The sequence below is a fragment of the Actinacidiphila acidipaludis genome (assembly GCF_019890725.1).
GTDB classification, from domain to species: Bacteria; Actinomycetota; Actinomycetes; order Streptomycetales; family Streptomycetaceae; genus Actinacidiphila; species Actinacidiphila acidipaludis.
The window spans coordinates 45,712-68,976 of record NZ_JAINZZ010000018.1 but is presented as its reverse complement, the minus strand read 5'-3'; the positions used below and the strand labels follow the sequence as shown (position 1 = coordinate 68,976).

Sequence of the window (23,265 nt, the reverse complement as noted above, 5' to 3'; positions counted from 1 at the left end):
GTTGCCCGCATGCTGACCATCACCCAGGAGCTCCACGACGCGATCGTCGCCCACGCGCGCGCCGACCACCCCGACGAGGCGTGCGGGATAGTCGCCGGCCCCGCGGGCAGCGACCGCCCCGAGCGCTTCGTCCCGATGCTGAACGCGGCGCGCTCGCCCACCTTCTACGAGTTCGACTCCGGCGACCTGCTGCGGCTCTACCGCGACCTGGACGACCGCGACGAGGAACCGGTGATCGTCTACCACTCGCACACCGCGACCGAGGCCTACCCCTCGCGCACGGACATCGCGTACGCCAACGAGCCCGGCGCCCACTACGTCCTGGTGTCCACCGCGGAGGAGTACGGCGACCGGCCGCAGTTCCGCTCGTTCCGCATCGTGGACGGCCAGGTCACCGAGGAACCCGTGGAAGTAGTGGCCTCCGCCTCCTGACGTCCCGGATCCTGGGACGGCCGTCTCGGGCCGCCGGGGGGAATCGATACGATGACCGCATGGTTCTGATGGACGTGGGCTTCACGGCGCCGGGCACCCTGCTCGTGGCGCGGCTGCACGTCGACCTGTGCCGCCGCACCGCCGCGGCGTGTCCGCGCGCCTGACCGCCCGGTGACAGCGCCCGCCGTCTCCCGAGCACCCTCGCAGCACCCCGCACGCAGCCCTGCCCCAGCCCCGCACGCCCCGTCCCTCTCAGTCCCTCTCACGCACTCACAGGAGCGCAGCCATGGCCATCGAGGTCCGCATCCCGACCATCCTCCGCACCTACACCGACGGCCAGAAGGCCGTGGAGGGCGCCGGGACCACGCTCGACGAGCTGTTCACCGACCTCGACAGCCGGCACGCGGGCCTGCGCGAGCGCGTGGTGGACGGCGGCGAGCTCCGCCGCTTCGTCAACGTCTACCTCAACGACGAGGACGTCCGCTTCCTCGACGGCATCGCCACCAAGCTCACCGACGGCGACAGCGTCACCATCCTCCCGGCCGTCGCCGGAGGCGCGCGCTGATGCGCTACGACAGCCCGCTGGCTGCGGTCGGCAACACCCCGCTGGTCCGCCTGCCGCGACTGTCGCCGTCCGCCGAGGTGAGCGTGTGGGCGAAGCTGGAGGACCGCAACCCCACCGGTTCGGTCAAGGACCGCCCCGCCCTGCACATGATCGAGCAGGCCGAGGCGGACGGCGTGCTCACCCCCGGCTGCACCATCCTGGAGCCGACCTCCGGCAACACCGGCATCTCGCTGGCGATGGCCGCGCGCCTCAAGGGCTACCGCATCGTGTGCGTGATGCCCGAGAACACCTCGAGCGAGCGCCGCGAGCTGCTCGCGATGTGGGGTGCCGAGATCATCTCCTCGCCCGCCGCCGGCGGCTCCAACACCGCGGTCCGGGTCGCCAAGGAACTGGCCGCCGAGCACCCCGACTGGGTGATGCTCTACCAGTACGGCAACGCCGCCAACCCGGGCGCGCACTACGCCACGACCGGCCCGGAGATCCTCGCCGACCTGCCCACCATCACCCACTTCGTCGCGGGCCTGGGCACCACCGGCACCCTGATGGGCGTCGGCCGCTACCTGCGCGAGAAGGTGCCGGGCGTGGCGATCGTGGCCGCCGAACCGCGCTACGACGACGTCGTGTACGGCCTGCGCAACCTCGACGAGGGGTTCGTCCCCGAGCTGTACGACGAGTCGGTGCTGACGACCCGGTACTCCGTCGGCTCCGAGGACGCCGTGCGCCGCACCCGTGAACTGCTGTCCCAGGAAGGGATCTTCGCGGGCGTGTCCACCGGCGCCGCGCTGCACGCCGCCCTGGGCGTGGCCAACAAGGCGGCCCGCGCGGGTCAGCGCGCCGACGTGGTCTTCGTCGTGGCCGACGGCGGCTGGAAGTACCTGTCCACCGGCATCTACACCGCCGAGTCCACCGAGGCGGCGGTCGCCGCCCTCCATGGGCAGCTCTGGGCCTGACCGCGCGCGGCACCGGCCGCCGGACACCGACGAGGGCGGGCGCGCGTTCAGGCGCCCGCCCGTCCTGGTGATTCCGCCCACAACAGGGCACCGTGGAGGAGCAGGGGCGACAGAGGGCGCTTACCCTTCCAGGACAGGCGGACGGTCCCGCCACCCCCCACCCCAGCCGGAATGGGGTGGTGAGGCGCGCCCACGGAGGTGGTTCCCGGCATGAAGCTCACCGTCGTCGGCTGCTCGGGCTCGTTCCCGTCCGCGGAGTCGGCCTGCTCGAGCTACCTCGTCGAGGCCGACGGCTTCCGGATGCTGCTCGACATGGGCAACGGCGCGCTGGGTGAACTGCAGCGCCACGTCGGCCTGTACGACCTGGACGCCGTCCTGCTGAGTCATCTGCACGCCGACCACTGCATCGACATGTGCGGCTATTTCGTGGCCCGTTACTACCGCCACGACGGCGGACCGGCCTCCGCGATCCCGGTCTACGGCCCGGCCGGCACCGAACGGCGCCTCAGCATCGCCTACGGGGACGTCCCGGACGAGAAGTGCATGAGCGAGGTCTTCGACTTCCGCACGCTGCAGCCCGGCGCGTTCCGGCTCGGCCCGTTCTCGGTCACCACCGCGCAGGTCCGCCACCCCGTGGAGGCGTACGGCTTCCGCATCGAGCACGACGGCAAGGTGCTCACCTACTCCGGCGACACCGGGCCCTGCGCGGAACTGCAGGAGCTGGCGGAGGGCGCCGACCTGTTCCTGTGCGAGGCGTCCTTCACCCACGGCAAGGAGGACATCCCCGACCTGCACCTCAACGGACGCGAGGCGGGGCAGGCCGCGGCCCGGGCGGATGCGGGCCGGCTGGTGCTCACCCACATCCCGCCGTGGACCAACCCGTCGGTGAACCTGCGCGACGCTCAGGGCGCCTACGACGGCCCGGTGGAACTGGCCAAGGCGGGCGCGGTCTACGAGGTCTGAGACGCCGACGGCGGAGCCCGGGACCGTTTCCGGTCCCGGGCTCCGCCGTGTGTGCCGCCGTGTGCCGCGCTACTTGGTGAGGTCCTCGATCTCCTCCTCGGGCTCGCGGCCCGGGGTCTTGAGGTTGAACCGCACGATGGCGAACCGGAACACGAAGTAGTAGACGACCGCGAAGCACAGGCCGATCGGGATGATCAGCCATGGCTTGGTCGCGTGGTTCCAGTTCAGGACGTAGTCGATGAAGCCGGCCGAGAAGTTGAAGCCGGCGTGCACGCCCAGACCCGTGGTGACCGCCATCGACGCCGCCGTCAGCAGCACGTGGAGCACGTACAGGATCGGCGCGATGAACATGAAGGAGAACTCGATCGGCTCGGTGACGCCGGTCACGAACGAGGTCAGGGCCAGGGAGACCATCATGCCCAGGACGGCCTTGCGGCGCTCGGGGCGCGCGGTGTGGGCCATCGCGAGCGCGGCGGCCGGCAGGCCGAACATCATGATCGGGAAGAAGCCGGACTGGAACATGCCCGCGGTGTGGTCGCCGGCCAGGAAGCGCGGGATGTCGCCGTGCACGACGGTGCCGGCCGGGGTGGTGTAGTCACCGAGCTGGAACCAGGCCACCGCGTTGACGAACTGGTGCATGCCGACGGGGATCAGCGCGCGGTTGACGCCGCCGAAGAGGGCCGCGCCGCCCGAGCCCAGGCCGGTCATCCAGTCGCCGAAGTGGGTGATGCCGTTGCCGATCGGCTCCCAGACCAGGCCGAAGAAGACACCGACGACGAGACCCACGAACGCCATCAGGATCGGCACCAGCCGGCGGCCGTTGAAGAAGCCGAGCCAGTCGACCAGCTTGGTGCGGTGGAAGCGCTGCCAGATCACCGCGGACAGCAGACCCATGATGATGCCGCCGAGCACGCCCGGGTCGTTGTACACCGCGGGGATGTCCACGCCGTTGTTGGCGGTGGTGTTGATCACCGCGTCGTGCACCGGGAAGGCCTGCAGGACCTTGCTGTAGACGAGGAAGCCGACGACCGCGGCGAGCGCGGTGGAGCCGTCGGACTTCTTGGCGAAGCCGATCGCCACACCCAGGCAGAACAGGATGGGCAGTGCGGTGGTCAGCGCGCCGCCGGCGTTGGCGAAGACCGTGGCGACCTTGCCCCAGCCCAGACCGTCCTTGCCGAAGACGTCGTCGGCGCCGAGCCGGACCATGATGCCCGCGGCGGGCAGGACCGCGATCGGCAGCTGGAGGCTGCGGCCGACCTTCTGCAGTCCCTGGAACAGGCCGGAGCCCCGCTTCTTCGCGGGAGCAGCGGGTGCCGCCGAGGCGGTGGCCGTACTCATGAATGACTATCCAATCCTTCTATGGTCTACACCACTCAGTGGTGTAGACCTTTTTAACACGTCAGGTTCGCGTAAAGGAATGGGTCATTCCGTATGGGATGGGCCACATTCGCCCCGATCGGGCGACCGTGTCCGATGTGCGCCGGTGCTAGCCGACGTTCTCCCGCTCCCGCTCGTCCTCGATCTCCTCCGGCTCCCGGCCGGGCGTCTTCAGGTCGAAGACGGTGATCACGAACCGGAACAGCGCGTAGTACACGACCGCGAAACCGGCCCCCACCACGAGGATCAGCCAGGGCCTGGTGGCCAGGTTCCAGTTGATGACGTAGTCGATCAGACCGGCCGAGAAGCTGAAGCCGTCCTTGATCCCGAGGGCCCAGCACAGGGCCATCGAGACGCCGGTCAGCAGCGCGTGGATCGCGTACAGCAGTGGGGCGACGAACAAGAAAGAGTACTCGATCGGCTCGGTGATCCCGGTGACGAACGAGGTCAGCGCCACCGACAGCATCAGGCCGCCGATCTCCTTGCGCCGGTGCGGCTTGGCGGTGTGCGTGATGGCCAGGGCCGCGGCGGGCAGCGCGAACATCATGATGGGGAAGAAGCCGGTCTGGAACTGGCCGGCGGTCGGGTCGCCGGCCAGGAAGCGCGGGATGTCGCCGTGCACCACCGTCCCGTCCGGCGTGGTGTAGTCGCCGAACTGGAACCAGACGAAGGTGTTCAGGAACTGGTGCAGGCCGATGGTCAGCAGCGCGCGGTTGGCCACGCCGAAGATGCCGGAGCCGGTCGCGCCGAGGTCCACCAGCTTCCGGGAGAAGGCGGTCAGCCCGTCGCCGACGGGTGGCCAGATCCACAGGCACACCACGGCGAACACGATCGCCACCCCGGACGTGATGATCGGCACCAGCCGGCGGCCGTTGAAGAAGCCCAGCCAGTCGGGCAGCCGGGTGCGGTGGAAGCGCTGCCACAGATAAGCCGTGGTCAGGCCCAGCACGATGCCGCCGAACACCCCCGGGTTCTGGTAGGTGGCGATCACCGCGGTGTTGTCCTTGGCCACGCAGGCGCCCGCCTGGAAGGCGCTGCCGGCCGCGCAGTCCTTGGGGAAGGCGTGCAGGACCCCGTTGTAGACGAGGAACCCGGCCACCGCGGCCAGGGCCGTCGAGCCGTCGGACTTCTTGGCCATCCCGATCGCCACGCCCACGCAGAACAGCAGCGGCAGGCCCAGGCTGCCGTCCAGCAGCGCGCCGCCCGCGCCCGCGAAGACCTTCGCCAGCCGGTCCCAGCCCAGTCCCGTCCTGCCGAAGACGTCGTCCTGGCCGAGCCGGTTGAGGATGCCCGCGGCGGGCAGGACCGCGATGGGAAGCTGCAGGCTGCGGCCCATCTTCTGCAGGCCCTGGAAGAACGCCGACCACCAGGACCTGCGCGGAGGCAGGGCGGCCGCGCTGTCCGTGGTCATCGCGGTCCTCCCGGGAGGCGGCAGAGTGACCGTCGCGTAGAGTGGTCTAAACCACTGGCAGCGGCGAGGGCGGCGCCGCGCCCGCCGGGGGCGGCGCACCCATGATCGTCATGGTGGTCCCCCGGGCGGTCAACCGCCCGTGTAGCTGGGCCAACCGTGGGTTACCGTGACAGAACGGACCCGCCGGTGGGTCAGGGGAACAGGGAGACACACAGATGGCCACCAAGGCTGAGAAGATCGTCGCCGGTCTCGGCGGACTCGACAACATCGAAGAGGTCGAGGGCTGCATCACCCGGCTCCGTACCGAGGTCAAGGACCCCGGCCTCGTCGACGAGGCCGCCCTCAAGGCGGCCGGCGCCCACGGCGTCGTCAAGATGGGCAACGCCATCCAGGTGGTCATCGGCACCGACGCCGACCCGATCGCCGCCGACATCGAGGACATGATGTAGCGCGGCGCAAGCGAACCGTTTCACCGGCCGCCGCGCCCGGGACCACCCCGGACGCGGCGGCCGGTGCCGTGCCAGGTTCCTGCCGGACCGGAACACCACGGTCGGCCCGGGCCGCTCACCCGGATAGGCTCGGGCACATGTCACGATTCGACGGCCGCACCCCCGACCAGCTCCGACCCGTCACCATCGAGCGGGGCTGGAGCAAGCACGCAGAAGGCTCCGTCCTCGTCTCCTTCGGCGACACCCGCGTGCTGTGCACCGCCAGCGCCACCCAGGGCGTCCCGCGCTGGCGCAAGGGCAGCGGCGAGGGCTGGGTGACCGCCGAGTACGCGATGCTGCCGCGCGCCACCAACGACCGCGGCGACCGCGAGTCCGTCCGCGGCAAGATCGGCGGCCGCACCCACGAGATCTCCCGGCTCATCGGCCGCTCCCTGCGCGCCGTCATCGACTACAAGACGCTCGGCGAGAACACCATCGTCCTGGACTGCGACGTCCTCCAGGCCGACGGCGGCACCCGCACCGCCGCGATCACCGGTGCGTACGTCGCGCTGGCCGACGCCGTGGCCTGGATGCGCGACAACCACCTCATCCGCGCCAAGGCCCAGCCGCTCACCGGCACGGTCGCCGCGGTCAGCGTCGGCATCGTCGGCGGCGTGCCGCTGCTCGACCTCGCCTACGAGGAGGACGTCAAGGCCGAGACCGACATGAACGTCGTCTGCACCGGCGACGGCCGCTTCGTCGAGGTCCAGGGCACCGCCGAGGGCCAGCCCTTCGACCGCGCCGAACTCGACGCCCTCCTCGCCCTCGCCGTCAAGGGCTGCGCGGACCTGACGGACCTCCAGAAGGCCGTGCTGGAGGGCTGACGAGCGAGCCGCCGCAGTGGCCGGCCGAGGAACGAGGCCGTCCGCGGAGGTGGTGAGGAGGAGGACCGACCGAAAGGCCGGAGGGCTGACGAGCGAGCCGCCGCAGTGGCCGGCCGAGGAACGAGGCCGTCCGCGGAGGTGGTGAGGAGGAGGACCGACCGAAAGGCCGGAGGGCTGAGGCCGGGGTCAGGTGCCCGGGGTCGGGGTGCGGTCGGCGTCCGCGCCGTACATGCGGGCGATGACGTCCTCGATCGCGGGCTCCCGTACGGACAGGTCGACCAGCGGATAGCGGTCGGCGACCGCGGCGACCAGCGGGGCCGCGCTCGCGGCCGCCGGGAACGCCAGCCACTGGCGGGGGCCCTCCACCTTCACGCAGCGCGCCCCCGCCACCTCCACCGGCGGCAGTTCCCGGGCGAAGTCCACCACCAGCGTCCGCTCGCTCTCGCCCACCGCGTGCAGCCCCGCCAGGTCGCCGTCGTACACCAGCCGCCCGTGGTCGATCACCATCACCCGGCGGCACAGCGTCTCGATGTCGGTCAGGTCGTGCGTGGTGAGCAGCACCGTCGTCCCGCGCTCGGCGTTGACCTCCCGCAGGAACGACCGCACCTTCGTCTTGCTGATCACGTCCAGGCCGATCGTCGGCTCGTCCAGGTACAGCACCTCCGGGTCGTGCAGCAGCGCCGCCGCGATGTCCCCGCGCATGCGCTGCCCCAGCGACAGCTGCCGCACCGGCACGTCCAGCAGCGGCCCCAGGTCCAGCAGCTCGACGCACGCCTCCAGGTTCCGCCGGTACCGCTCCTGCTCGATCCGGTACATCCGCCGCACCAGGTGGTACGAGTCCCGCAGTGGCAGGTCCCACCACAGCGTCGTCCGCTGCCCGAAGACCACGCCGACCCGCCGGGCCAGCCGGGTCCGCTCCCGCGCCGGGTCGATGCCGCAGATCCGGATCCGGCCCGCGCTCGGGTTGAGGATCCCCGTCAGCATCTTGATCGTCGTGGACTTGCCCGCGCCGTTCGGCCCGATGTAGCCCACCACCTCGCCGCGCGGCACCGTGAACGAGATCCCGTCCACCGCCCGCACCTCGTGGCGGGTGCGCCGCAGCACACCCGCCTTGCGGCGCACGTCGAAGACCTTCTCCACGCCGTCCAGCTCGATGACGTCGCCGCCCGCGGCGCCCGTCCCGTCCTCCGCCATCCCGTTCAGCTCCCTGTGCTGCGATACGAACGAAGCCCCGCGCGCCAGGCCAGACCGGCCAGCGTGCAGCAGCCGACGGCGACCAGCGGCGACAGGAAGTCCACCCACCGCGGCAGGCCCAGCGGGTCCGGCTCACCCAGGATGTGCAGCGCCGGCAGCCAGTTCACGAAGGCCAGCGGCACCACGAACGTCACCCCGCGCACCAGCTCCCGCGCGAACACCCCCGGCGGGTACTGCAGCATCGTGTTGCCGCCGTACGTCACCGAGTTCTGCAGCTCCGACGCGTCCGAGGCCAGGAACTGGAACGCGCCGCCCGCCACGAACACCGCGCAGAAGATCGCCGCCCCCGACACCAGCATCACCGGCACCAGCAGCACCTTGCCCGGCGTCCAGGCCACGTCCACCCGCAGCAGCGCCCAGCCCAGCACCAGCCCGCCCTGCGTGATCCGGCCCAGCCGGCGCAGCGCGAACCGGTCCGCGGCGACCTGCGCCAGCACCGGCGCCGGCCGCAGCAGCAGCGTGTCCAGCGTGCCGTCGCGCACCCGCCGTCCCAGCCGGTCCATCGACCCCATCAGCAGGTCGGCCACGCCGAAGGCCGTACTGGTCGTCCCGTACAGGAACGCCACCTCCGGCAGCGTGAACCCGCCCAGCACCGTGATCCGCGAGAACATCAGCAGGATCGTGGCGAAGTCCAGGGCGGTCGCCGCGAAGTTCCCCAGCGCCGTCATCACGAACGACATCCGGTACGCCATCGTGGACCGCACCCACATCCGGACGATCAGCCCGTAGACGCGCAGCGTCTCCGCCGGCCCCGGCCGCCGATCCCACCGGTCCGCGCCCGGCCCGGAACCGGCCCGCTCCCACCGCTCCGCCGCCTCAGCCACCCTGGACCACCACCCGGCGCGCCGCCACCGACTGCAGCAGCCGCCCGGCCGCCAGCAGCACCACCCCCCAGCACGCCTGGAACGCCAGCGCCGTCAGCACCCCCGCGCCGCGATGCCGCCCCAGCAGCACGTCCGCCGGCACCTGCAGCATCGCCGCCCACGGCAGCGCCCGCGCCACCTCGCCGAGCACCCCCGGGAACACCGTCAGCGGCAGCAGCATCCCGGAGAAGAACAGCCCCGCCAGCCACGCGATCTGGCTCACCCCCGCACCGTCCAGCAGCCAGAACGCGCTCAGCGCCACCAGGAAGCGCACCGCGAAACTCACCACCGCGCCCAGCGCCACCGCCACCAGGAACAGCAGCCACGTCACCGCGTCCGACGGCAGCGCCAGATCGAAGACCAGCGCCCCGCACACCATCGGCAGCACCCCGCGGCCCAGCAGATGGAACGCCGACCGCCCCAGGTCCGCCGACAGCCACCAGCCCTGCAGGTCCGCCGGCCGGTACAGGTCCACCGCGATGTCCCCCGACCGGATCCGCTCCATCAGCTCGTCCTCGAACCCGCCGCCCATCAGGGCCATCGTCATCAGCAGCGCCTGCCCGACCCACACGTACGTCAGCGCCTGCGCCTGCGAGTACCCGCCCAGGTGCGGCCGCTGGTCCCACAGCGCGATGTAGCTGTAGGACACGATCAGGCCGAACACCGAATTGGTGAAGACGCCCGCCGCCGTCGCCGTGCGGTACGTGGCGTAGCGCCGGAAACCGCGGACGACCACCGCCGCGTAGAACCCGCCCACCTGCCCCCGCACCTCCCGCAGCCCGCCGCCGACCCGCCCCGGCACCCCCGCGGGACGCCCGAGCACACAAGCCGGGAAGCCTAGTGCGCGGCCCGTTCCCGGAGCCAGCGGATTTCACCCGGGCGGGTTTACCCGCGCTGTCACAGCACGGTCACGGATGCGTGCCGGTGATCCACGGCGGGCAGGAGCTGCGAGAGGGTGAGACCGAGGACTGTGTGGGTGTACGGGAGCGTACGTAACGATTGGTCCACCATGTTCCGCCGCGGCCAACCCCGGCGGCGGCGGAGGAGTCCCATAAGACATGAGCGTTCCGAACCCGACAGGCGGCGGCCGTCCCGGCCGCACCGGCCTGCGCCGGATCCTTCCCACCTGGCGGGTGGTCACCGGCGGCTTCCTCACCGTCCTGCTGGTCCTCATCGGCGCGTTCTTCGTCGGCTACGCCCTGGTGTCCATCCCCGACCCCAACGCCGCCGCCATCGCCCAGAACAACGTGTACCTCTACGCCGACGGCAAGACCGAGCTGTCCCGTGACGGCGCCGTCAACCGGCAGAACATCCCGCTCAGCGGCGTCGCCAAGAACACCCAGTACGCCGTCCTCTCCGCGGAGGACCGCAACTTCTACCACGAGTCCGCGGTCAGCCCGAAGTCCATGGTCCGGGCCATATGGAACACCGCCACCGGCAAGGGCAAGCAGTCCGGCTCCACCATCACCCAGCAGTACGTGAAGAACTACTACCTCAACCAGAACCAGACGGCGTCGCGGAAGATCAAGGAATTCTTCATCGCGATCAAGCTGGACCGCAACGAGACCAAGAACCAGATCCTCGAGGGCTACCTCAACACCAGCTACTACGGCCGCAACGCCTACGGGATCCAGGCCGCGTCCGAGGCCTACTTCGACAAGGACGCCGCGCACCTCACCACCGCGCAGGGCGCCTACCTCGCCACCCTCCTCAACGCGCCCAGCGAGTTCGACCTCGCCGCCCACCCCGAGAACGCCCCCGCCGCCAAGGCCCGCTGGAACTACGTCCTCGACGGCATGGTCAAGGAGGGCTGGCTCACCGCCTCCGAGCGCAACGCCACCCCCTTCCCCGCCATAGGCAAGCCCAAGCCCATCGCCAGCAAGGCCGGACAGCGCGGCTACATCATCGAAGCCGTCAACAAGTACCTCACCGACAACCACATCGTCGACGCCGACTCCCTGCGCAGCGGCGGCTACACCATCGTCACCACCATCCAGAAGCCCAAGGAGGACGCCCTCGTCAAAGCCGCGCAGGACAACGTCTACGACAAACTCGGCCACCGCGTCGTCGACAAGTACGTCCGCGCCGGCGGCGTCTCCATCGACCCCGCCACCGGCGACGTCGTCGCCCTCTACGGCGGCGTCGACTACACCAAGCAGTACGTCAGCAGCGCCACCAACCGCACCTACCAGCCCGGCTCCACCTTCAAGCCGGTCATCCTCACCTCCGCCTTCGAACACCACTCGCAGACCCAGGACGGCGACCCCATCACCCCGTCCACCGTCTACGACGGCCACAACAAGCGCGAGGTCCAGGGACCCGACGGACCCGTCGGCTACCACCCGGCCAACGAGGACGACCGCTCCTACCCCTCCATCGACGTCAGCGACGCCATGGACAAGTCCGTCAACTCCGTCTACGCGCAGATGGCCCAGGACGTCGGCACCGGCAAGGTCGTCGACACCGCGCACGCCCTCGGCCTGTCCGACGCCGTGAAGATCCCGCAGACCCCCGCCATGGCCCTCGGCGCCTTCGGCGCCAGCCCCCTCGACATGGCCCAGGTCTACGCCACCCTCGCCGACCACGGCCGGCAGATCCCGTACTCCCTGGTCCTCAGGATCAGCAAGGACGGCAACGACCTCGGCCTGCCCAAACGCGACCCCGTCCAGGCCGTCCCCCGCACCGCCGCCGACACCACCACCTCCGTGCTGCGCAGCGTCGTCGACAGCCCCGGCGCCACCGCCGTCGTCGCCCAGAACGCCGGCCGGCCCGCCGCCGCCAAGACCGGCACCGCCGACAACGACCTCGCCGCCTGGTTCGCCGGCTACACCCCGAAACTCGCCACCGTCGTCGCCGTCTTCGGCATGAACCCCGACACCGGCGCCCAGGAGAAGCTCTACGGCGCCATGAACCAGGCACGCGTCAACGGCGGCGGCCCGCCCGGCGACGTCTGGGCCCAGTACACCGCCGACGCCCTCGACGGCACCCCCGTCCAGAACTTCGACCTCACCCTGGACAGCGACGCGAACACCCCCACCGACGAACCCACCACGCCGGACACCACACCCCCCACCACCGCGCCCAGCACGACGGCCACCACCCCCAGTCGGCCGCCCACCTCGCAGACCCCCACCAGCGGACCGCCCAGCACCACGCCCCCCACCTCCGAGCCGCCCACCGGCGACCCCAGCCCCACCGCCACCATGAACCCCATCGGCGGACTCACCGGCGGAGGAAGCGGCGGAAGCGGCGGAAGCTCGGACGGCGGCGGCACCGCGGGCAACGGCAACCAGGGCCCGCCCGCACCCAACGCCGTCACCGGCAGTGCCGGCGGCACGTCCGGGGGAACGTCCGGAGGCTCCGGGGGAGCCGCGCCCGACAGCGCCGCCCTCAAGACCACCAGCGGCACCCCGGGCTGAACCGGGCGCGGCAGAGCCCGGCCCGGCTGAACCCGCCCCGGCAGACGAAGACCCGGGCGGGGGCCGAACCCACCGCCCGGGTCACCGGGGTCATCACACAGGCCGGGGCGGACCCACAGCGGGCCCGGCCGGACACGTCAGCGGACCTACAGGTACAGACCCGTCGAGTCGTCCGTCCCCTGCAGCCGCTCGGCCGCCACCGCGTGCAGGTCACGCTCGCGCATCAGCACGTACGCCACACCGCGCACCTCGACCTCGGCACGCTCCTCAGGGTCGTACAGCACCCGGTCGCCGACCTCGACGGTCCGGACGTTCTGCCCCACCGCCACCACCTCGGCCCAGGCCAGCCGCTTGCCCACGGCCGCCGTCGCCGGGATCAGGATGCCGCCGCCGCTGCGGCGCTCGCCCTCACCGCTGTCCTGCCGGACCAGAACGCGGTCGTGCAGCATGCGGATGGGCAGCTTGTCGTGCTCACTGTTCGAACTCACGGGACCGACGTTACCGGCGGCGCCGTCGCACCGAGAATCCCGCCACCACCCCGATCAGGACGGCCGCGGCCACCGCCGCCGGCACGACCCGCTCGGTGCGCAGCCGGCCCTCGTCCGTCACGAACTCCGCCTTCGCCCGGGTGACCGCACGGTTCGCCGCGTCGTAGGCCTTCCCGACCGTACTGTCCAGCGCCGACACGGCCTTCGCCTTGGTGTCCCGCGCAATGGTCGACGGGTGCACCCGGACCGCGATCTCGTCGAGCGTCGCCGCCAGATCCTCCCGCCTGCGGGCAATGTCCGCCTCGATCTCAGCGGGCGTCCTCGCACCATCCGACACGCACTGCCTCCATCGCCTGATTCGGTAGCGTTCGGACAGTCTGACAGCACGACCCGGCCCGTGCCGCGTCGGCACCCCTTTGCCAGAGGAGCTTTTTCATGTCCACGCGACTCGCCCCCGGTGACACCGCCCCCGACTTCACCCTGCCCGACGCCGACGGCAAGCCCGTCTCGCTGGCCGACCACCGCGGCCGCAAGACCATCGTCTACTTCTACCCGGCGGCCCTGACGCCCGGCTGCACCAAGCAGGCCTGCGACTTCACCGACAACCTCGACGTGCTCGCCGAGGCCGGCTACGACGTCATCGGCGTCTCCCCGGACAAGCCCGAGAAGCTCGCCAAGTTCCGCGAGAAGGAGTCCCTCAAGGTCACCCTCGTCTCGGACGCGGACCGCTCCGTGCTGGAGGCCTACGGCGCCTACGGGGAGAAGAACAGCTACGGCCGCACCATCATGGGCGTCATCCGCTCCACCGTCGTCGTCGACGAGTCCGGCAAGGTCGCCCACGCCTTCTACAACGTCCGCGCCACCGGCCATGTCGCCAAGCTCCTCCGCGACCTGGAGGTCTGAGGAGCGATCCCGCGGTCGGGCCGACCTCATGAGGCGGCTCCGGGTCGCGCCCAGTGGCGGCCGCAGGGTCCACGGCGCGACAACCTTCGCTCGTTGTGCCCGAACTGTCATGGGCTGACCAGCACATGGGGCGGGCGGAGCGCTGCCAGGGGGTCCGGGTGCCCGTGAGGGGCGTGCCTGTGCGAGGCTGCACCGATACCATGGAACGCACCTGCGGCCGTGTTGTAACTGGCAGCCAAGCTGGGCTTAGGACCCAGTGGGGGAAACCCCGTGTGGGTTCGAATCCCACCGGCCGCACGCCCGCGAAGTCCGCTCTCCCCGGAGGGCGGACTTCGCTGTGTCCACGGGCTGTGCGCCGCGTGCGGCGGCCGTCAGCCCAGCAGTTCCGCGATCAGGGGTGCCAGGGCGCGGAACGCCTTGCCGCGGTGGCTGATGGCGTTCTTCTCGTCCGCGGTGAGCTCGGCGCAGGTCCGTGTCTCGGTGTCGGGCTGGAGGATCGGGTCGTACCCGAAGCCTCCGCCGCCGGCGGGGGTGTGCCGCAGGGTCCCGGTGAGGCGTCCCTCGGTGACGCGGGCGGTGCCGTCGGGCAGGGCGAGGGCGGCGGCGCAGGCGAAGTGGGCGGCGCGGTGCGGGGTGTCGATGTCGGAGAGCTGGGCGAGGAGCAGGTCGAGGTTGGCGGCGTCGTCGCCGTGCCGGCCGGCCCAGCGGGCGGAGAAGATCCCGGGGGCGCCGCCGAGGACGTCGACGCACAGTCCGGAGTCGTCGGCGACGGCGGGCAGCCCGGTGGCTTCGGCGAGGGCGTGTGCTTTGAGCAGGGCGTTCTCGGCGAAGGTGACGCCGGTCTCCTTGACGTCGGGGATGTCGGGGTAGGCGTCGGCGCCGACGAGTTCGACGTCGAGGCCCAGTCCTGACGCGGCGAGGATCGCCCGGAGTTCGGTGACCTTGTGGGCGTTGCGGGTGGCGAGGACGAGTCGTCGGGTCATGGGGCGATTATCTCCGGTCACGTCAGGGACCTGAGTGCGGCTTGGACGCGGTCGACGGCGGCGAGGCGCGTGGAGGCGTGCGGGGAGAGGCGGACGGAGGTGGCGCGGACGCTGGGGGTGACCTCGTAGGTGTGGAGGGCCTTGGCGACGGTGGCGGTGTCGATGCCGGGGATGTGGAAGGAGACGATGCCGGCGCGGTCGGCGGGGGTGACGGGGGAGAGGATCTCGCCCCCGCAGCTGCGCACGGTGTCGATGAGCTGGTCGACGCGGGTGGAGATGTGGGCCTCGATGGCGCGGACGGTGGTGTGTTCGACGAGTTCGAGGGCGGCGGCGAGGGCGGCGGCGGTGACGGGGCTGAGGTTGGTGATGCTCCAGCGCTGGGCGCCGGGGGCGGGTGGGTGTTCCCGGTCGTCGAAGAGGGCGACGTCCTCGATGCCGGTCCAGCCGGTGAGGGTGGGTTCGAGGCGCTCGAGGGCGCGGTCGGAGAGGGTCGCGAAGCCGGTGGACCAGCTGGCGCGGAGCCACTTCTGGCCGCCGCTGACGACGACGTCGGCGGCTTGCCAGGGGAGGTCGGCGATGCCGAAGCCCTGGATGGCGTCGACGATGAGCAGCCGGTCGTCGCCGATGGTCTCGCGGAGTGCGGCGAGGTCGGCGCGCTGGCCGGTGCGGAAGTCGACGGCGCTGACGGCGAGGGCGACGACGTCGTCGGTGAGGGCGGCGGCGACGGTGTCGGGGGTGATGAGGCCGTCCGGGCCGGGGGTGAGCCAGCGGGGTTCGGCGCGGCCGAGGGCTGAGGTGCGGCGCCAGGGGTAGTGGTTGGCGGGGAAGTCGGTGGCGGGGACGAGGACGGTGCCGTGCGGGATGCCGAAGGCGGCGTGGAAGAGTCCGGTGGAGGCGTTGGGGAGCAGGACGGTGTGGTCGGCGTCGGTGCCGGCGAGGCGTGCGGCGGCTTCGCGGGCGCGGGGTTCGGCGCGCATGAGGTCGTCGACGGTGGTGTGTCCGGCGCGGGCGGAGTGGGTGAGGGCGTCGGCGGTGGCGGCGAGCACGTCGCGGGAGGGTGGGCCGTAGCGGGCGAAGTCGAGGTATCCCTCGGGCTCCTCGAAGTGCTCGGCGTAGCCGGGCAGTCCCCCGGTGGCGTGCGCTTGGATCATGGTGCGGAGTGCTCCTTGGGGGTGGCGCCGGGAGGCGTGGGGAACCTGTCGTACGTTCCCAGACTGGCAATGGCGGTGAGAATACGCGGGTGGAGCCGATGGACACGGGGCGAACGCCGGAGGGACCGAACGGGCCGGGCCCGGCGGTGAGGTCTGCCGCGGCCGGCGGGGGCGGGCCGTCGGCCCCTGTCGATCCGCCGGGCGGGCCGGGCGGGGCCGATCCGGATGCGGAGCGGCGTCGTGGTGTGCGGCGTATGAAGCTGATCGCGACGGGTTTCTTGCTGGTGGCGACGGTGGTGTACGCGGTGTCGCGCTGGGCGAGCGGGCACGGCGCGGGCGGCTGGGCGGGATATGTGTCGGCGGCGGCGGAGGCGGGCATGGTCGGTGCGCTGGCCGACTGGTTCGCGGTGACGGCGTTGTTCCGCAGGCCGCTGGGTCTGCCGATTCCGCACACGGCGATCATCCCGACGAAGAAGGACGCGCTGGGGGCGAGTCTGGGCGACTTCGTGGGGGAGAACTTCCTGTCGGCGGAGGTGGTGCGGGCGCGGCTGCGGTCGGTGGGCATCGGTGCGCGGCTGGGCGGGTGGCTGTCGGAGCCGGCGTCGGCGGACCGGGTCACGGAGCAGGCGGCGGCCGCGTTGCGCGGTCTGCTGAGGGTGCTGCGGGACTCGGATGTGCAGGCGGTGGTGGGAGAGGCGATCACGCGACGGGCGGAGGCGCAGGAGATCGGGCCGGGTCTGGGCAAGATGCTGGAGCGGATCGTCGCGGACGGCGGGCACCGGCGGATGGTGGATCTGGTGTGTGCGCGGGCTCGTGACTGGCTGGTGGAGCACGGCGATTCGGTGATGGACGCGGTGCAGGGCGGGGCGCCGGGCTGGACGCCGCGGTTCGTGGACCGGAAGGTCGGTGAGCGGGTCTACAAGGAGTTGCTGCGGTTCGTCACGGAGATGCGGGACTCGCCGGGGCATCCGGCGCGTGGCGCGGTGGACCGGTTCCTGGGTGATTTCGCGGTGGAGTTGCAGTCCGACGCGGACACCAGGGCGCGTGTGGAGCGGTTGAAGAACGATCTTCTGGCGCGGGGTGAGGTGCAGGACCTCATCCAGTCGGCGTGGGGTGCGGTGCGGGCGATGATGGTGGCCGCGGCGGAGGACGAGCGCAGTGAGCTGCAGGTGCGTGCGCGGGCGTCGCTGATCTCGCTGGGGGCGCGGTTGTCGTCGGACCCGCGGTTGCAGGCGAAGGTGGACGGATGGCTGGAGGACGCGGCGACGTATCTGGTGACGACGTACCGGGACGAGATCACGTCGCTGATCTCGGAGACGGTCGCGGGGTGGGACGCGGATCAGACGTCGCGGAAGATCGAGGCGCATGTGGGTCGTGACCTGCAGTTCATCCGGATCAACGGCACGGTGGTGGGGGCACTGGCGGGGTTGCTGATCTACACGGTGTCGCACGCGGCGGGGGGCTGATCCGGGGGCGCGGGGGCGGGTGGTGACTCCCACTGGTTCACTCGCGCGGGTGAATCGCGGGCGGGGCGGCGCGGGCGGGGAACTCCGGACGTGTGTTCGGCGTCTTTCCGGGTGAGCGTCCGCCGACCGGCGGCGCCGTGGGGTCGGGCGGGGAAGGGGGAGGTCCGGTGGTGCGTTGCACCGCGGCGGTGCGTCTGTACGTGATCGCGCTGCTCGCTCTCCTTGCCGCTGTCCTGCTGAACCAGCCCGGGGTGGCCGTGGCGGTCGCCTCGGTCGCGATGGCGGCCACCGCGGCGGCGGCTCTGCTCTGGCTGGCCGTGCAGGCCGTCGCGTCGGCGGCCGGGCCGGCCGTCTCGGGCCGGATACGTACGGCGATACGCGACCGGGAGTTGCGTACCGCCTTTCTCGCGCAGCGCGATCCGGACGCCGCGGGGCGTTCGCGCCCGCGAGCGCCGGGCCGTCGGATCCCGACGGCCGCGTAGGCGCTCACCGGGTCAACCCGGTTCCGCGGGTGGGGTGGTGCCCGCGCGGCTCGTCACGCCGAACGTCGTTTCCGGCTCGACGAGACCCGTGGAGGGTTCGACTCCCATGCCTGTCCTCAGTACCGCTGTGCCTGGCGCCGCTCTGTCCGCCAAGGCCCTGTCCGTTCATGCCGCTCTGTCCGTCCAGGCTGTGTCCGTCCAGGCTCTGTCCGTTTCCTCGCCGGTGCCCGCGGCTCTCGGCGGGCTCGCGGGGCTGCTCCACCCGGTGTGCGGGGCGTCGGCGACGGCCGCCGCGATCGTGCTTCTGACCGTGTGCGTCCGGCTGGCGCTGCATCCGCTGGCGCGGGCGGCGGTGCGGGGCGAGAAGGCCAGGGCGGCCCTGGCACCGCGGGTGGCGGAGTTGCGGCGCCGCCACGGGCGGGATTCGGCGCGGCTGGCCCGGGCGATGTCGGAGCTGTACGAGAAGGAGCAGGCGTCGCCGTTCGGCGGGCTGCTGCCGATGCTGGTGCAGATCCCCGTGTTCATGCTGATGTACCACGCGTTCTCCCGGTCCGGGGGCGGGCCGCACGCGCACGCGCTGCTGGGCGCGCCGCTGGGGGAGAACTGGCCGGCGGCGCTGGCGCACGGCGGGCTGTTCGGGGCGCGCGGGGCGGTGTACCTCGGGCTGTTCGCGGTGATCGCGGCGGTGGCGGCATGGAACGTCCGGCGGGCGCGGCGGACAGCGGCGGCGGGCGCCGAGGCGGCCGGGGCGGCAGCGGGTGCGAAGAACGGAGCTGATCCGACCTCTGGACTGCCGGGGGCGGGGGCGATCGCGAAGTACGGCCCGTTGCTGTCGTTCACCACGCTGGTGACGGCGGCCGTTCTGCCGCTGGCCGCCGGGCTCTATCTGGCGACGACGACGGCCTGGAGTGCGGCGGAGCGGGCCTGGCTGTACCGGACGCCGGGGGCGGGGCCCCGGCGGCTGCGGACGTGGGGGACCGGGCGCGGCCGGGGCTCGTCCGGGGGAGCGGCGTCCACAGGCTGATCAGGGGCTTGCGCTCGGCCGTCTCGGGATTGGAGGATCTGACAAGACATCCGATGACCGTCCGCATCGGCTGCGATCAGCCGGACCTGACTGACCTACTCGACCTACGGAGTGCCCACGATGAAGCTGCTGCGTGTCGGACCCGCCGGGGCGGAACGCCCGGCCCTGCTGGACCGCGGGGGCGTGCTGCGGGACCTGAGCAACCTGGTGCCCGACATCGACGGATCGCTGCTGGCCGACGCGGCCGCGCTGGCCCGGGTGGCCGAGGCGGAGGCCGCCGGCAGGCTCCCGGAGCTGGAGCCGGTCGAGCGGGTCGGTCCGCCGCTCGCGCGGATCGGCAAGATCGTCTGCATCGGCCTGAACTACCACGACCACGCGACCGAGACGGGAGCCCAACCGCCCGCGGAACCCGTGGTGTTCATGAAGGCCCCGGACACCGTGGTCGGCCCGGACGACACCGTGCTGGTGCCGCGCGGCAGCCGGAAGACGGACTGGGAGGTGGAGCTGGCCGTGGTCATCGGCCGGGAGCTGCGGTACGCGGCCTCGCACGAGGAGGCGCTGGCCGCGGTGGCCGGATACGCGATCGCCCACGACGTGTCGGAGCGCGAGTTCCAGATCGAGCGCGGCGGCCAGTGGGACAAGGGCAAGAACTGCGAGACGTTCAACCCGCTCGGGCCGTGGCTGGTGACCGCCGACGAGATCGCCGACCCGCAGGCGCTGCCGCTGAAGCTGTGGGTCAACGGCGAGCTGAAGCAGGACGGTTCGACCGCGGACCAGATCTTCCCGGTGGCCGAGGTGGTGCGCTACCTCAGCCAGTTCATGACGCTCTACCCGGGCGACGTCATCAACACCGGCACGCCCGCCGGGGTGGCGCTCGGTCAGCCGGAGCCCAAGCCGTACCTGCGGGCCGGTGACGTGGTCGAGCTGGCCATCGAGGGCCTCGGCCGGCAGCGGCAGGAGCTCAAGCAGGCCTGACGCGGGAGCCACGTCGCCGAGCCGCCCGCGGCCCTCGCGTCGGGGGCGGCGGGCGGCTCGTGGGCGTCAGGCGTTCGGTCGGCCGGGGAGGACTCCGCGCGGACCCCGTTCGGCGTCACGCGTTCCAGGAGGTGCGGACCTCGTCCAGGAAGCGGGTCAGGCCGTCGATCACCAGAGCGTGGTCGTCGGCCTGCGGCAGCCCGGAGACGCCCACCACCCCGACCACGCCCGCGCCGGCCACCCGCAGCGGGAAGGCCCCGCCGTGCGCGGCGTAGACGTCGGGGTCGAGCCGGGACGAGGCCTCGAACGTGGTGCCCTTGGCCCGGAACCGCTCGCCGACCAGCAGCGAACTCGCGTGGTAGCGCTCCACCACGCGGGCCTTGCGGGCCAGCCACGCGTCGTTGTCGGGCGTGGTGCCCTCCATGGCGCAGTGGAAGAGCTGCTGGCCGCCGCGCCGGATGTCGACGGTGACGGCGGCGCCGCGTTCGCGGGCCATGCCCACCAGCAGGCAGCCCAGCCGCCAGGCGTCGTCGTTGGTCAGGCGCGGCAGGACCAGGGTGGTCTCCTGCTCGGTCAGCTCCGCCACCTTGTCGCGGCCCGCTGGACCGTTCGCGGCGGGGGAGCCGGCGGCACCGGCGGCGTGGGCCGCCTGAGTGGCGCCGGCGTCAGCGGCGTTGGCGATGGGCACAGCGTGTTCTCCGTTCTGGGTGCGGGTCTGCGTGCGGGGCACGGCGTGGGGTCGTGCGCGGCGGTCGTCCGCCGCCCGGTGCGCCGGCCCGGTGTGCGTGGGCGGCTCGCCGGGCGGCGCCGGCCTCACAGGGACACGGTCGTCCCGGTGCGGGCCGAGCGGTGGGCGGCCTCGATGACGTCCAGGGCGGCGGCCGCCTCCAGGGCGGTCACCGGGGGAGCGGTGCCCTCGCGCAGCGCGGCCGCGACGGCCGCGTAGTACGCCGGGTAGTCGCCGGGCAGCGACGGCACGGTCCGCACGGCGTCGTCGGTGCCGGCGGTCCCCCAGGCCGCCTCGGTCTCGGCGCCCCACGCCGTGCCCTCGCCGGGCCGCAGGCCCTCGCGGAGCGCGGCCTCCTGCGGGTCCAGGCCGTAGGTGACGAAGCCGCCGGTGCTGCCCAGCACACGGAAGCGCGGGCCGAGGCGTGCGGTGGTGGCGCTCATCCACAGGTGGGAGCGGACGCCGCTGGTGTGGGTGATGGCGATGAACGAGTCGTCGTCGGCGGCCGCGCCGGGACGGCGCGTGTCGGACTCGGCGTAGACCAGTCGCGCCGGGCCGAAGAGGGTGAGCGCCTGGTCGACCAGGTGGCTGCCGAGGTCGTAGAGCAGGCCGCCGATCTCCGCGGGGTCGCCGGACTCGCGCCAGCCGCCCTTGAGCTGGGGGCGCCACCGCTCGAAGCGGGACTCGAAACGCTGGACCTCGCCCAGGTCGCGGTCGGCGAGCAGCGCCCGCAGAGTGAGGAAGTCGCTATCCCAGCGGCGGTTCTGGAAGACGCTCAGCAGCAGCCCGCGGGCGTCGGCGAGAGCGGCGAGCGAGCGGGCCTCGGCGACGGTCCCGGCCAGCGGCTTGTCCACCACCACCGGCAGCCCGGACTCCAGCGCGGCGGTGGCCAGCGGCACATGGGTGCGGTTGGGGGAGGCCAGCACGACCAGGTCGAACGCGTCGGCACGCTTCCACAGCTCGTCCGCCGAGTCGGCGAACCGGACCCCGGGGTGGTCGGCCGCGGCCTGGGCGCGGCGTTCCGGGTTGCCGGTGACGACGGTGTCCAGGGCCAGGCCCGGCGTGGTCGCGATCAGCGGGGCGTGGAAGAACGAGCCGGCGGCGCCGTAGCCGACGAGGGCGACGCGCAGCGGCCGGCTGTCGGGCGTGGGCGTGGGCGTGGCCGAGGGCGTGTCGGCGGGCATCTCGGAGGGCGTGTCGGCGGACACAGCAGGGGACACAGCAGGGGACACGGCAGGGGACATGGCAGCCACTTTCGCAACAGTGTTGCCAAAGTGCAAGCGGGCGGGACAATGGACCTGTGCGTCCGTCCGCCTCCGGGGCCAACCTGCCCGCTCTCCGCAGCCACAATGCCGCTCTGCTGCTCGATCTGCTGCGCGCCGCCACGCTCACCGGTGGCACCGCCCTCAGCCGCCCCGACCTGGCAGAGCGCACCGGGCTCACCCCTCAGGCGGTCAGCAAGATCACCGCGCGGCTGCGTGAGGAGGGCCTGGTCGAGGAGGCCGGCCGGCTGCCGTCCACCGGCGGAAAGCCCAGCACCGGGCTGCGGCTGGCGGCCGGCTCCCGTTACGCCGTCGGAGTCCACCTCGACGGCGAGACCCTGACGGCGGTGCTCACCGACCTGGCCGGCCGCACGGTCGCCGAGCGGTCCGCCCCGCTGAGCCTGGACCGGCCGGTGGCCGAGGGCCTGGCCGCCGTCACCGCGCAGGTCCGGGGCGCGGTGGCGCTCGCCCCCGGACCGGTGCTCGGCGTGGGCGTCGGCATGCGGGGCCCGCTCGACCACCGCACCGGCGTCCTGCACCGCGTCACCGGCTTCCCGCACTGGGCGGGCGTCCCGCTGCGCGACGAACTCGCCGCCCGGCTCGGCCTCCCGGTCGCCGTGGACAAGAACACCAACACGGCGGCCCTCGCCGTCCTGGCCGCCCCGCCCGGCGCCCAGTACCCGTCCGCCGGCGCGCCCGCGCCGGGGCCCGGCGGGGAGTCGTTCGCGTATCTGCACCTGGGCACCGGACTGGGGGCCGCCCTCGTACTCGACGGCACCCTGCACCGCGGGGGACGCACGGGCGCGGGGGAGTTCGGGCATCAGGCGGTGCAACTGGACGGGCCGCTGTGCCCGTGCGGCAACCGCGGGTGCCTGGAGGCGCTGTGCCTGGCCGCGGTCGGGCGCGGCGATCCGGCGGGCGCCGCGCGGTTGCTCGGGGTCGGCGCGGCGAATCTCGTGGCGCTGCTGGACGTCGACCGCATCGTGCTCGGCGGCGGCACGGTGCGGGCCGCGCCCGAGGTGTTCCGGCGGGAGACCGCGGCGGTGCTGGCCGAGCGCGGCCGCGGGGTGCCCGTGACCACCGCCGCACCCCTCGCGGTGGCCGAGGGCGCGGCGCTGCTCGTCCTGGCCCCGTTGTTCACCCACGGCGCCCTGGCCGGAAGCTGAGCGCCGGCCCGAGCCCGAGCGCGGCGCCGACCCGCCGGCGACCCCGGCTGACCAGCAGGCAAGACGGCCGGGGCGGGCGCTGCCCGCCCCGG

Annotated in this window: 24 protein-coding genes and 1 tRNA gene; 14 read left to right on the top strand and 11 right to left on the bottom strand. The window is 72.5% G+C overall.

Features of this window, described 5'->3' with window-relative positions:
• Positions 1–9: 9 nt before the first annotated feature.
• The 4 genes from K7862_RS16745 to K7862_RS16730 all read left to right on the top strand — a co-directional run bounded on the left by K7862_RS16745 (position 10) and on the right by K7862_RS16730 (position 2,910).
• On the top strand, positions 10–432 hold the full coding sequence (locus K7862_RS16745; protein WP_222963397.1) for a M67 family metallopeptidase: 423 nt from the start codon (positions 10–12) through the stop codon (positions 430–432).
• 286 nt (positions 433–718) lie between these two features.
• Complete coding sequence (locus K7862_RS16740) at positions 719–997, top strand: MoaD/ThiS family protein (protein WP_222963396.1); 279 nt, start codon at positions 719–721, stop codon at positions 995–997.
• Complete coding sequence (locus K7862_RS16735) at positions 997–1,947, top strand: PLP-dependent cysteine synthase family protein (RefSeq protein WP_222963395.1); 951 nt, start codon at positions 997–999, stop codon at positions 1,945–1,947. The genes K7862_RS16740 and K7862_RS16735 overlap by 1 nt, the downstream gene beginning before the upstream one ends.
• Positions 1,948–2,157: 210 nt before the next feature.
• On the top strand, positions 2,158–2,910 hold the full coding sequence (locus tag K7862_RS16730; protein WP_222963394.1) for an MBL fold metallo-hydrolase: 753 nt from the start codon (positions 2,158–2,160) through the stop codon (positions 2,908–2,910).
• Positions 2,911–2,979: 69 nt separating this feature from the next.
• Here the strand turns inward: K7862_RS16730 and K7862_RS16725 are convergent, their stop codons facing one another.
• Together K7862_RS16725 and K7862_RS16720 are read right to left on the bottom strand one after the other, a co-directional pair.
• Entirely contained in the window at positions 2,980–4,248 is a 1,269-nt protein-coding gene (locus tag K7862_RS16725) for a PTS transporter subunit EIIC (RefSeq protein ID WP_222963393.1), read from the bottom strand.
• Between the two features lie 148 nt (positions 4,249–4,396).
• Positions 4,397–5,698 (bottom strand): PTS transporter subunit EIIC, encoded by a 1,302-nt coding sequence (locus tag K7862_RS16720; RefSeq protein ID WP_222963392.1) that lies wholly within the window; start codon positions 5,696–5,698, stop codon positions 4,397–4,399.
• A 215-nt stretch (positions 5,699–5,913) separates the two neighbouring features.
• On the opposite strand from K7862_RS16720, the gene K7862_RS16715 reads away from it, so the two are divergent.
• Both K7862_RS16715 and rph read left to right on the top strand, forming a co-directional pair.
• Positions 5,914–6,147: a PTS sugar transporter subunit IIB gene (locus K7862_RS16715; RefSeq protein WP_222963391.1), complete on the top strand. Its 234-nt coding sequence runs from the start codon at positions 5,914–5,916 to the stop codon at positions 6,145–6,147.
• 137 nt (positions 6,148–6,284) lie between these two features.
• Positions 6,285–7,010 carry a ribonuclease PH gene (rph, locus tag K7862_RS16710; RefSeq protein ID WP_222963390.1) on the top strand — a complete coding sequence of 242 codons (726 nt, stop codon included), beginning with the start codon at positions 6,285–6,287 and terminating at the stop codon, positions 7,008–7,010.
• A 186-nt stretch (positions 7,011–7,196) separates the two neighbouring features.
• On the opposite strand, the gene K7862_RS16705 is transcribed toward rph, so the two are convergent.
• From K7862_RS16705 to K7862_RS16695, 3 genes are read right to left on the bottom strand one after another with little or no spacing between them, the layout of a single operon-like run.
• Entirely contained in the window at positions 7,197–8,204 is a 1,008-nt protein-coding gene (locus tag K7862_RS16705; RefSeq protein ID WP_222963389.1) for an ABC transporter ATP-binding protein, read from the bottom strand.
• Between the two features lie 5 nt (positions 8,205–8,209).
• Positions 8,210–9,088: an ABC transporter permease gene (locus K7862_RS16700; RefSeq protein WP_308012029.1), complete on the bottom strand. Its 879-nt coding sequence runs from the start codon at positions 9,086–9,088 to the stop codon at positions 8,210–8,212.
• On the bottom strand, positions 9,081–9,884 hold the full coding sequence (locus K7862_RS16695; RefSeq protein WP_222963456.1) for an ABC transporter permease: 804 nt from the start codon (positions 9,882–9,884) through the stop codon (positions 9,081–9,083). Before K7862_RS16695 ends, K7862_RS16700 begins: the two co-directional genes overlap by 8 nt.
• Before the next feature lie 301 nt (positions 9,885–10,185).
• On the opposite strand from K7862_RS16695, the gene K7862_RS16690 reads away from it, so the two are divergent.
• Positions 10,186–12,546, top strand: coding sequence for a transglycosylase domain-containing protein (locus K7862_RS16690; protein ID WP_222963388.1), 2,361 nt, complete (start codon positions 10,186–10,188; stop codon positions 12,544–12,546).
• Between the two features lie 146 nt (positions 12,547–12,692).
• Here K7862_RS16690 and K7862_RS16685 read toward each other — a convergent pair whose 3' ends face one another.
• Together K7862_RS16685 and K7862_RS16680 are read right to left on the bottom strand one after the other, a co-directional pair.
• Positions 12,693–12,995, bottom strand: coding sequence for a GroES family chaperonin (locus K7862_RS16685; RefSeq protein ID WP_222963455.1), 303 nt, complete (start codon positions 12,993–12,995; stop codon positions 12,693–12,695).
• 49 nt (positions 12,996–13,044) lie between these two features.
• The gene (locus tag K7862_RS16680; RefSeq protein ID WP_222963387.1) at positions 13,045–13,371 is read right to left on the bottom strand and encodes a DUF3618 domain-containing protein; all 327 of its coding nucleotides are present in this window, start codon (positions 13,369–13,371) and stop codon (positions 13,045–13,047) included.
• Between the two features lie 98 nt (positions 13,372–13,469).
• Between K7862_RS16680 and bcp the strand changes: the two genes are divergently transcribed.
• A complete protein-coding gene (gene bcp / locus K7862_RS16675; protein WP_222963386.1) occupies positions 13,470–13,937 on the top strand; it encodes a thioredoxin-dependent thiol peroxidase in 468 nt (155 codons plus the stop codon).
• 213 nt (positions 13,938–14,150) lie between these two features.
• A tRNA-Leu gene (locus K7862_RS16670) sits at positions 14,151–14,234 on the top strand.
• Between the two features lie 74 nt (positions 14,235–14,308).
• Here the strand turns inward: K7862_RS16670 and rdgB are convergent.
• Both rdgB and K7862_RS16660 read right to left on the bottom strand, forming a co-directional pair.
• Positions 14,309–14,920, bottom strand: coding sequence for an RdgB/HAM1 family non-canonical purine NTP pyrophosphatase (rdgB, locus tag K7862_RS16665; protein ID WP_222963385.1), 612 nt, complete (start codon positions 14,918–14,920; stop codon positions 14,309–14,311).
• A 17-nt stretch (positions 14,921–14,937) separates the two neighbouring features.
• Complete coding sequence (locus K7862_RS16660; RefSeq protein ID WP_222963384.1) at positions 14,938–16,071, bottom strand: aminotransferase class V-fold PLP-dependent enzyme; 1,134 nt, start codon at positions 16,069–16,071, stop codon at positions 14,938–14,940.
• Positions 16,072–16,169: 98 nt separating this feature from the next.
• Between K7862_RS16660 and K7862_RS16655 the strand changes: the two genes are divergently transcribed.
• From K7862_RS16655 to K7862_RS16640, 4 genes are all read left to right on the top strand, one after another.
• A complete protein-coding gene (locus K7862_RS16655) occupies positions 16,170–17,537 on the top strand; it encodes a DUF445 domain-containing protein (protein ID WP_222963454.1) in 1,368 nt (455 codons plus the stop codon).
• 167 nt (positions 17,538–17,704) lie between these two features.
• Entirely contained in the window at positions 17,705–18,019 is a 315-nt protein-coding gene (locus tag K7862_RS16650; RefSeq protein WP_222963383.1) for a DUF6412 domain-containing protein, read from the top strand.
• Between the two features lie 205 nt (positions 18,020–18,224).
• Positions 18,225–19,043, top strand: a complete 819-nt coding sequence (locus K7862_RS16645; RefSeq protein ID WP_262413289.1) for a YidC/Oxa1 family membrane protein insertase — start codon at positions 18,225–18,227, stop codon at positions 19,041–19,043.
• A 120-nt stretch (positions 19,044–19,163) separates the two neighbouring features.
• The gene (locus K7862_RS16640; protein ID WP_222963381.1) at positions 19,164–20,018 is read left to right on the top strand and encodes a fumarylacetoacetate hydrolase family protein; all 855 of its coding nucleotides are present in this window, start codon (positions 19,164–19,166) and stop codon (positions 20,016–20,018) included.
• A gap of 115 nt (positions 20,019–20,133) precedes the next feature.
• Here K7862_RS16640 and K7862_RS16635 read toward each other — a convergent pair whose 3' ends face one another.
• Together K7862_RS16635 and K7862_RS16630 are read right to left on the bottom strand one after the other, a co-directional pair.
• Entirely contained in the window at positions 20,134–20,604 is a 471-nt protein-coding gene (locus K7862_RS16635) for a heme-degrading domain-containing protein (protein WP_308012032.1), read from the bottom strand.
• Between the two features lie 227 nt (positions 20,605–20,831).
• The gene (locus tag K7862_RS16630) at positions 20,832–21,929 is read right to left on the bottom strand and encodes a Gfo/Idh/MocA family oxidoreductase (protein ID WP_222963380.1); all 1,098 of its coding nucleotides are present in this window, start codon (positions 21,927–21,929) and stop codon (positions 20,832–20,834) included.
• Between the two features lie 116 nt (positions 21,930–22,045).
• Between K7862_RS16630 and K7862_RS16625 the strand changes: the two genes are divergently transcribed.
• The gene (locus K7862_RS16625; protein ID WP_222963379.1) at positions 22,046–23,173 is read left to right on the top strand and encodes an ROK family transcriptional regulator; all 1,128 of its coding nucleotides are present in this window, start codon (positions 22,046–22,048) and stop codon (positions 23,171–23,173) included.
• Positions 23,174–23,265: the final 92 nt, after the last annotated feature.